At 57.4% G+C, this 8,696-nt stretch carries 6 protein-coding genes; all 6 read right to left on the bottom strand.

Features of this window, described 5'->3' with window-relative positions:
• A partial coding sequence (locus UTM25_RS19590; protein ID WP_320715230.1) for a DUF6531 domain-containing protein occupies positions 1-3,792 on the bottom strand: 3,792 nt, incomplete at its 3' end.
• Positions 3,793-3,795: 3 nt separating this feature from the next.
• Positions 3,796-4,236: a DcrB-related protein gene (locus UTM25_RS19585; protein WP_194399465.1), complete on the bottom strand. Its 441-nt coding sequence runs from the start codon at positions 4,234-4,236 to the stop codon at positions 3,796-3,798.
• A 75-nt stretch (positions 4,237-4,311) separates the two neighbouring features.
• Positions 4,312-5,394, bottom strand: coding sequence for a hypothetical protein (locus UTM25_RS19580; protein WP_320715228.1), 1,083 nt, complete (start codon positions 5,392-5,394; stop codon positions 4,312-4,314).
• Positions 5,391-5,945, bottom strand: coding sequence for a hypothetical protein (locus tag UTM25_RS19575; protein ID WP_320715227.1), 555 nt, complete (start codon positions 5,943-5,945; stop codon positions 5,391-5,393). The genes UTM25_RS19580 and UTM25_RS19575 overlap by 4 nt, the downstream gene beginning before the upstream one ends.
• Positions 5,946-6,021: 76 nt before the next feature.
• A complete protein-coding gene (locus UTM25_RS19570) occupies positions 6,022-6,546 on the bottom strand; it encodes a hypothetical protein (RefSeq protein ID WP_233469360.1) in 525 nt (174 codons plus the stop codon).
• Positions 6,515-8,696, bottom strand: a 2,182-nt coding sequence (locus UTM25_RS19565) for a type VI secretion system Vgr family protein (protein WP_320715225.1), incomplete at its 5' end; no start/stop codon positions are given. The genes UTM25_RS19565 and UTM25_RS19570, both read right to left, overlap by 32 nt.

Below are 8,696 nucleotides of genomic sequence, written 5' to 3'. Positions count from 1 at the left end.
TGATACCTGCGTCTCGCTTTCCCGCAGCAGCTTGCCCCAGGCGCTGTTCACCCCTTCCCAGCGCACCTGCCCTTCGATATCCGTCATCCGCTCCGGCGTGCCGTTGGGCTGGCAGTGGAACCAGAAAATCTCCGGCGCTTCCACGCCGTCAATACGCGCCAGCGGATCGTAGCTGTCCTGGTCGCTGTAGACGTAGGTCAGCGGCACATCCCCGTGAACTTCCTGCAGCAGGCGGAATCCTTCCCAGACAAACCGGGTGGTGACCGGCTTGCCGGTTGGCTGTCCGCCCAGAATCTGGCGTCGCGTTTTGCTGATGCGTCGCCCGAGCGGATCGTAGCGGAAGCTGACCTGCGTCTGCGGCCTGTTGCGGTCCCGCGGCTGGCTGATGACTTCCGTCAGGCGATGCTCACCGTCGTAGCGGTAGTGCCAGCAGGTCTGACCGTTATCTTTTTCCACGGTGCGGCCGTGGATGTCATAGCGCCAGCGAATGCCGTTCAGCTGCCTCAGGCGGTTGTGCGTGACCTTCTCAGCAGCCCCTTCCAGAGGGTTACCGGCAGCGTCCCAGCGCCACTGCTCCTGGCCGGGCAGCGTACCATCCTGGACCAGCAGACGCCCGGCGCTGTCGTACTGCCAGCGGTACCAGCTGAACGGGTTATCGTCCCGCTCTTCCCGCACCAGGTTATTGCGGTAGTCGTAATCCCAGCGGCGGGACCAGCGGCGCGGCGACGGGCGCTGGGCATTGCCGGTAAAGACGTCCCGGCGATGCAGTCGTCCAAGGCGGTCGTACTCGCTTCGGGTGGTCAGCAGCCCCTGGGTGCGGCTGGTCTCCCGGTGGAGTTCGTCGCGGGTAAAATCGGAGACCGACAGCTTATCGAGCGCAATGCTGAGCAGATGCCCGCTGCCGTAGTAGAACTGCTTCAGCTCGCGGCCGTCGGGAAGCGTGATAGAGGTGCGGTTACCCAGCGCGTCATATTCCCACGCCAGCTCGCCGTGCTCGCCCGCCTCGCGCGTGACGCGACCAAGCGCGTCATAGTCGAAGGAGAGCTCCTGCTCTGCCTCAGTGGTCCACGCGTCGGCTGCAAGCGCAGGATGCAGCCCAATCCGGCTTAACAGCCCGGACGGCGTGTAGTGATAGCGGGTCTGCCCCTCCGGGGTGGTGCGGGCGACCAGCTGGCCGCTCGCGCTCCAGGCGAAGGCGTGGGTGATGGCCTCCGGATGGCCGGCTGCAAACGTGCGCGCTATCGTGCGCCCGCAGGCGTCGTAGCGATACTGCGAGGCCACGCCATCGAGCCCAACCTCTTCCAGCAGCAGCGAGTCCGCGCCCCAGCGGAACTGATACGCTTCGCCGTTTTCGTTTTCCAGGGCAATCAGACGCCCGCGGCTGTCCCAGCGGCGACGGACCTCTTCACCCTGGGTATTACGCGTCGCGGTTAAGCGCCCCGCTTCATCGTATCTGAACTCACTCTCTTTACCGTCGGCGCCAGCATGCTTCACCGGCAGGCCACGTTCGTTCCATTTGAGCGATTCCGTCCAGCCTTCCGGACGATCGAGCTGCACCGGACGCCCTGCGGCGTCGTAGCGGTAGCGCGTCTCTTCCCCGTCGGCGCTCACCTCGGCCACCAGCCACCCCAGCGGGTGGTAGCGATAGCGGGTAATACGCCCGGAACAGTCCTTCGCACGCACAATTTGCCCGGCCTCGTTGTACTCCTGGTAGCGGCTGTTTCCGGCGGCATCAACCTCTTCGACGACCTGGCCGAACTCGTCCCGGCGCAGCTGCGTGGTCTGCCCCATCGGGTCCACCACGCGTTTCAGCCCGTGGTGTTCGTCGTACCAGAACCGGGTGGCGCTGCCGTCGGCTTCGATAATGGCCGCGGGAAGCGCGCGGTGCTCCAGCCAGGTAGTGGTGCGGGTATTGCCGTCGGCGTCGATCTCCTGAACCCGGTTTCCCATCTCGTCGTAGACGAAGGTGACGGCGTTACCGAGCGGATCGATGCGTCGCGTCAGAAGCTCGTTCTCGTCCCACTCGTAGCGCCAGTTTTCACCGCGCTCGTCAACGTAGCGGACAATCAGATTTTGCGCATTCCAGTAGTGGAGGCGCGTCTGGCCGTCGTAGTGCTCGACGGTCGTCAGCCCGGCGGCTAAATCGTAGCTAAAGCGGCACCCGTCGCCGGTGCTGGTGCGGTTTTCCACCACGCGCCAGTGATCGAATTTTTTCCAGCGGTATTCGCTCTCCAGACCGCCCGGCATCCGGTGCCAGACCATCAGCCCGTGCTCGTTATAGCGGTATTCACGCGTCACCACGCCGGAGGCATCCGTCGCGCTCGTCAGCTGGCCGCGCGCGTCGTAGCCCCACTGCATCAGCGGCCAGGTTTGGCTACCGTCGAAATGGCTGGCAGCGGTAACGCGCTGCGGGAAACGTTCATCGTCATAGCGCAGAGTGACGTCTATCGCCCGCGGCTCGTCGTGAAGGCCGACCAGCCTGCCGTGCTCGTCCCACTCCGTCAGCAGCGCGTTGCCGTATTCATCGCTGAGGGAGGCCAGACGCAGGATGGATGGATTCGCCCGGGTCGGTTTGTACAGGCGCCATACCGCGCCGTCATCGTCGGCAATCGCCACGTCGCCGCTCTCATTGCGGCGGATAATGATGCCTTCGCTGATGCTGTAAAACGCGCGGTCGACAGGCGGCAGCTCGAAGCTCAGCTCGCGCCCGGTTTCATCGAACCAGGTGGCGTTGTTGTCCTCCAGCGTGAGATAGCTGTCAAAGGTGGTTGCCCAGCCCAGGCCAAACAGCCCTTCGCGGGTGGTCAGGCTGTTGTAGCTGCGCTGCCAGCGAAGCGGGAAACGCCCCGGCAGCGAGAAATCGAGCTCGTCGTCGTCATTCAGCACCTTCACGCCGGTGGCGGCATGAACCGGGTGCGAAGAGCCAAACACGGCGTTAACCGCCATATCGGCCAGCATCCCGCCGCCGGCCGCCGTCAGCGCGCACGGCATGTTTTTCAGGATCTTGCCCGGACGCCCGCGCAGCAGGGAGAGCGCAATCATCCCCAGCGCCAGACCCGGCGTTTTACCGCTTTTGATATCGCGGACCGTGAGCGTGTCCCCGCCGATGATCACGTTCGGGGAGACATCGTCGGAAACGGTGCCTTCGCAGGTGGTGCGATCTTTCGCGCGCACCGCGGGCTGTCCGTTGATGAAGACGCTTTTAGAGCCTTCCGCCAGATACTGCGGCCCGGAGTGCTTTTCACATGCCACCTTGTCTTCTTCCAGCGGCGAGGTTCCCGCGGCGGCTGAGGCGACGCTCGGCTGCCACATTTCGCTGCCAAACTGTCCGGCGGCGGAAAGCAGCATGCCCGCGTAATCGGCAAAGCTGCCCGGCGACTGCGGCTCAGGTGAAGGGGTATCGGCAGGCGTCAACGTGCCTGCCGCGCGTGCGGCGGGGATTGCGTTGGTGAGAACGTTACTGGAACCGGTAGTGATTTTACCCGCAGGCGACGGCGGGAAAAGCGCATTGCCTAACCCTTCCGCGGCGTTGCTGATATCGTCGGTGATCCCCGCCACGTTCGCCAGCACGCCACCAATGATGCCGCTTAACAGACAGCTGGACCCAATCGCCGCCACACCTGCTGCCGCGGCCCCCGCACCCAGCAATGGCGCCGCTACGGTTGCTGCAGCTCCTACCGCCGCACCGATCACCGCATAGGCGGCACCTTCCGCCACGATGCTGGTGATGTCAGCAAAAATGCTGGAGTGAATGATCTCGTCGCCCTTGCGGGCCGCGTTGTTATCGCTCATGCCTTACACATTCCGGTGGTCGTTTAGCGTCAGACTCTGCTTAAGCGCGCTCCAGCGCACCTCGTCCTCTTCGGTAAAGGCTCTTAATGCCGAGAGGGTAAAAATCATCAATGCCGGTTTGCCCGGCGTCTGCACGGCCAGCTGTTTTTGCCACAGGCGCTGGCCGTTACGGTCAAACGTGGTTTCTACTTCCAGCCCGCTAATTTTTCCGTCAGGCCCGGCCTTTACGTTCCGGAATTCGCTCAGGGCAATTTCGCCCATCTGAGGACGCAGCACATCCCACTGGCGGTTGAACTCTTGTTCATAGTCGCTGCCATCGGGGATAACGCCGCGGCTGACCACCACGGACAGCCCGCTTTCGTCATCGCGAATGATGTTCATGCTGTTATCCTGCCAGGCAGCAGGAAAAAGGGAAAACGAACCTTCCTGGAGGGTGTATTTCATAAGTGAACTCGGGATGATTAATATTGTGAGAAACAAAAAGGCCAATCCATGCTGGCCCTCTGGCTGGCTGTTTTATTATTTAAGCCATTGACCTGACTGTTCGACTAAAACATGGCTGCCTTTGCTGACAATCAATTTCGCGGGTGCATACGTCACGGTATAAACGATCTCGCCATTCTTGTACGTTGAGCCGATTATTTTACCTGCGGAGTCGCGTAACGTTTTTCCCTTTAAGGAGATCGTACTGTTATCGCTTTTGCGCACGCCGAGATAGACCATCTCGTCACACTCGCTCCCAAAACGCCCGCACCTGTTTATCAGCGAAATAGCGAACTTTTCGGTGTCCAGTTTTCTGGTTTCGGCGTTATGAACCGAAGCGGCTTTACGTAACGTATAACGCAGCGGAGCATAGTAATTTCCATTTTGAGGAGGAGTTGCTAAGCGCCATTCCATTTCATCCCCCTTTATTTCCAGAACAGCCCGTCCGCCTGGGCCGCCAAACGATGAGTTGAATTCAATATTGGCACGATTGCCAGCGATCGTACCGGTAAGATTACGCTCATCATCTTCCGGGCAATCTATGCGGTTTCCTCTCTGGGAGATATAGCAATAAGACCCGGTGATACGGTTGCCTGATGCAGCTAACCGCAGGGTTAACGTCGAGTCGCTCCCGAATTCTCCAGCCCACTCCCCGTCAAACGCGAGGCCTGATTGGCTGTTCGTTGCAAAATGCATCGCATTGAATCTGGCGGCCCATTGCTGAATATCGGCATTAATAACCGGGCTATTATCAGATGACCGATATTGTATAACGTCCGACTCCGGAACCACCCAGGCCGCAAAGATTTTGCCGTCAGGATCGATGACCAGCGCTGACGCGTTCTCCAGATAGAGATCTTTTAGCCAGCCTTCAACAAACAATCCGCCACCTGCGGTGGTATGCGGTTCACCGAAGACATCAAAGTTATCAATAAAGGTTTGATAATGATTTCCCAACAGCGCCCTGAGACTGTCTGTCACTTCGCTGTCGTTAACGATGCGGCTAACCGTATCGAGCTTATTGTATTGCGATAATTCAAGCGCCGATGACGCTTCAACAACGGCTGTCAATAAAGCGGTGAACAATACGGCTGTCAGATATTTTTGGTCATAAATCACTCTGAAGAACCATTTTCGTAATTCATGGTTATTTTCACAACCTTACTGTCTTTAACCTCAAAAGAGAGCAATTTCTTACCCAATTCATAGGAAATCCACTGCTCCCCGGAATCATTTTCAACCTGGCCATCGCCGTATGAATTGTTCAGTGCTCTGATTGTTGAACCCACATGGACACCACGCGGCGTTGCGAAGTCTTCGGCAGTCAGCGTAATCTGCGACACGACATAATCATCAACGCTTCGTTCAGCTTTATCCCACCAGAGATTGGAAGTGAATATTTCTAAACCATCCTTTTGATGCTGGTAGAATTTATAGTTCGTTCCGTCAAAAGGAACCTCACCGACAAAATGGCCTTCAAGCGGCACGTCAATTTTACGGGCAATATCAGGAGTCCATCTGTCGCCTAATGCGACAGGCTGGCCTTTAACTTTGACGGAAAAATCCTGTTTTGTCAGAACAGGCGGAATACCCCGAGCCAAAACCACATTGCTGCTCATACAGGTAAACATCAGGGCAGAACAAAGAAATATCGGAGTATGTTTTTTCACATTAATTGTCATTTAATGAATATTTATTGCGCTTCTCACCACTGGAAACATCGCCAGGCCATGGAAGCAGCGTTTCTTATTCGGCGCTTATGACGACTGAAGACAGACAGTCAGGATTTTTCACGGTGAAACTGAAGCTCACCTTTTGTCCATTCATATCTTTTGGCGCTGTATAGCTGGTCACTTCGTTCTCAGAGCGGCCTCGTGGATAATCAGTTAGCGTCAGTTGCGGATAATGCTTTTTAACGGTATCGAGAGTGATGCACTGGCCGGACGGTGAAAAATTCAGTAACGGTGCCATACCGTCACTTTCTTTACTTAAGCGTAAATCAATTGCAGTAATGTTCGTTCCATCCGCCAGTTTGATATCGTCGGCATTGTAGAAATTGATATATTCATTCTGTTTCGTTAGCTTGAATGACAACGGAGCGTTATCCAGACTGTTAACGGACAACGTTTTGAGTGATGCGCTCATTTTTGCAATGAACTGCCAAAGATCCTGTTTCTGCATGTTACCTCCTGCCATTCCCGTCGTTAATAAAGCCGCAAGCACCGCACCCGTTTTTAGACTATGGATAATTTTTATCATACCAACCGCCATAATAATCTTCGTAATATTGCCCTGTGGTAGACGTTTGTTCGCCTTTGCCAAAGATACGGCCTATCTGCGTACGCGCTTCACTTTCCTTTATAGCCCCACGTTCGAGAGAATCATAGATACGATTATATTGTGTCTGATTTGCCGGATTGCCCGCAATACCGATATCACCACCCTTGTTGGCTATGATTTCGCGCTGGACCCGGATATTGTTCAATGTTGCAGCGCCTTCATCACTGAGTGTGCTGTTGAGATAGGCGTCGCGCGAAGAAAAATCAATGTTGGGTTCATATAAAGCGTGACCACTTTCATGTGACAGAGACTGAACAACCGCATTCGGATTACCGAACTCGTTTTTATCAACGGTAATAACTCGCTTTTGACGATTGGCAAACGTCCCCTTGCCTGCCTCACCTTCTTCAAATGTCCAGCCTCGTTTCTTTAACGTAGCTATGTCATTTTTCATCGTTGGTGATTTATCGACAAGACTATCTACATCCTTGCCATATCCGCTTGAAGGAACATTCGATGCTGGAGGCGTTGCGTTTTTAGAGGTTTCGGCAGGTGCGCTGGCAGCCGCACCAGCCTTACTCTCCTTTCCCGGCGCAAATTTCTCCTGCACCGCCGCATCAATATCCCCTTTATGCCCCGAACCCGGTGCCGTTGTGCCCGGCTTGGTTCCCGAGGTATTCAGGTGCAGCTTACCGCCCGTGGTGATATAACCATCCCCTTCCACGAAGAAGTTAAACTCTTTGCCGATCAGGTTAATCTTGCCATTAGCATTCAGCTCAATGGCGCTCTCACCGGAGACCAGCCGCAGCTTCGTTCCGGAAGCAATCACATACTGCTCCACCGCCGCATCCAGCTTGCCTTTCCCCGTCAGGATCTCGGTTCCACCTTTCACGGCCTGGGTCTGGTTCGCTTCCACGCGGTGCAGTTCATTTTTCTTCACGTAATGGCTGCGCGCCCCGCCGACGCTGTGCGTTTCATCGTTCTTAACGCTGGTGTCCATGTTGCGCTCGGCCTGGATCCACACCTGCTCTGCGCCCGCTTTATCCTCAAACCGCAGGGCGTTGGCATTGTCGACGGAACCGTCTTTCGTGCGGCTCATAAAGCCCATCTGCGTCGCCGCGGCAGGCAGCGCCCACGGCGGCATGCTCGCGTCGTTGTACACGCGCCCGGTAATAATCGGACGGTCCGGATCGCCGTTGATAAAGTCCACCACCACCTCGTCGCCGACGCGCGGGATTTGCACCCCGCCGTAGCCCTGGCCCGCCCACGCGCTCGACACGCGCACCCAGCAGGAGCTGGTGTCATCGCCCTTCGCCAGACGGTCCCAGTGGAACTTCACCTTCACGCGACCATATTTGTCCGTCCAGATACTTTCCCCCTGCGGCCCCACTACTTTCGCGGTCTGCGGGCCGTAGGTGCGCGGCCACGCCGTGCTCTGCGCCGGACGGTAGACCACCGCCGACGGAATGACCGTAAAATCGGTGCGGTGAATGGTTTCACCCTCGCCGCTCGCGTAGCGGTTCTCTTCGAAGTGGTAACCCGCGGCAGTGACCAGATACTCCCCGTTGTCGCTGAAGAACGGCGCGTTGGTTAAGGTGAAGGTATGCCCGGGCGCAATCCCCGCCGCCGTGGCGGTGGCCTGAATCTGCTGATGCTCCACCTGCCAGCGCTCCTGACGGATGCGGGCATAAAACTCCCCGTGGCCTTTGTCCACAAAGCGCCCCGGCCAGTCGTACACGTCAATGCTCCCCGGCTTCGGCGACGCCGGGTTCTGCTGGGCCTGGAACAGCCACGCGTTCGGCTTGCGGAAGTCATAGTCGTCAAGGCTGTAAATCCCCGGCGTGACGCTGTCCTCCAGCGCCCACTGGCTGATGCCCTCCTCATCCGTACTGCCGCCGGACGGCGTCTGGTGGTAAGGAATAACCTCATAGCCGCTGAACGGCTGGTACTGCGTGGCGGCGTCGGTCAGCACCAGGGTGTGTTTGTCCGCCTCATGGCGGAAGTGATAGGCAATCCCCTCCAGCTCCATCAGGCGGCTGATGAAGTCCAGGCTCGACTCCTGATACTGCACGCAGTAGTCCCACACCCGGTAGCTGCCGGTGAGCTTATCCTCAACGTTAACCTGATGCTCGCCCAGCAGG

The sequence above is a fragment of the Enterobacter sp. 61D5 genome, from assembly GCF_034107965.1.
GTDB classification, from domain to species: Bacteria; Pseudomonadota; Gammaproteobacteria; order Enterobacterales; family Enterobacteriaceae; genus Enterobacter; species Enterobacter cloacae_M.
The sequence above is the reverse complement of the archived record's forward strand: the minus strand, read 5'-3'. Positions and strand labels throughout refer to the sequence as shown.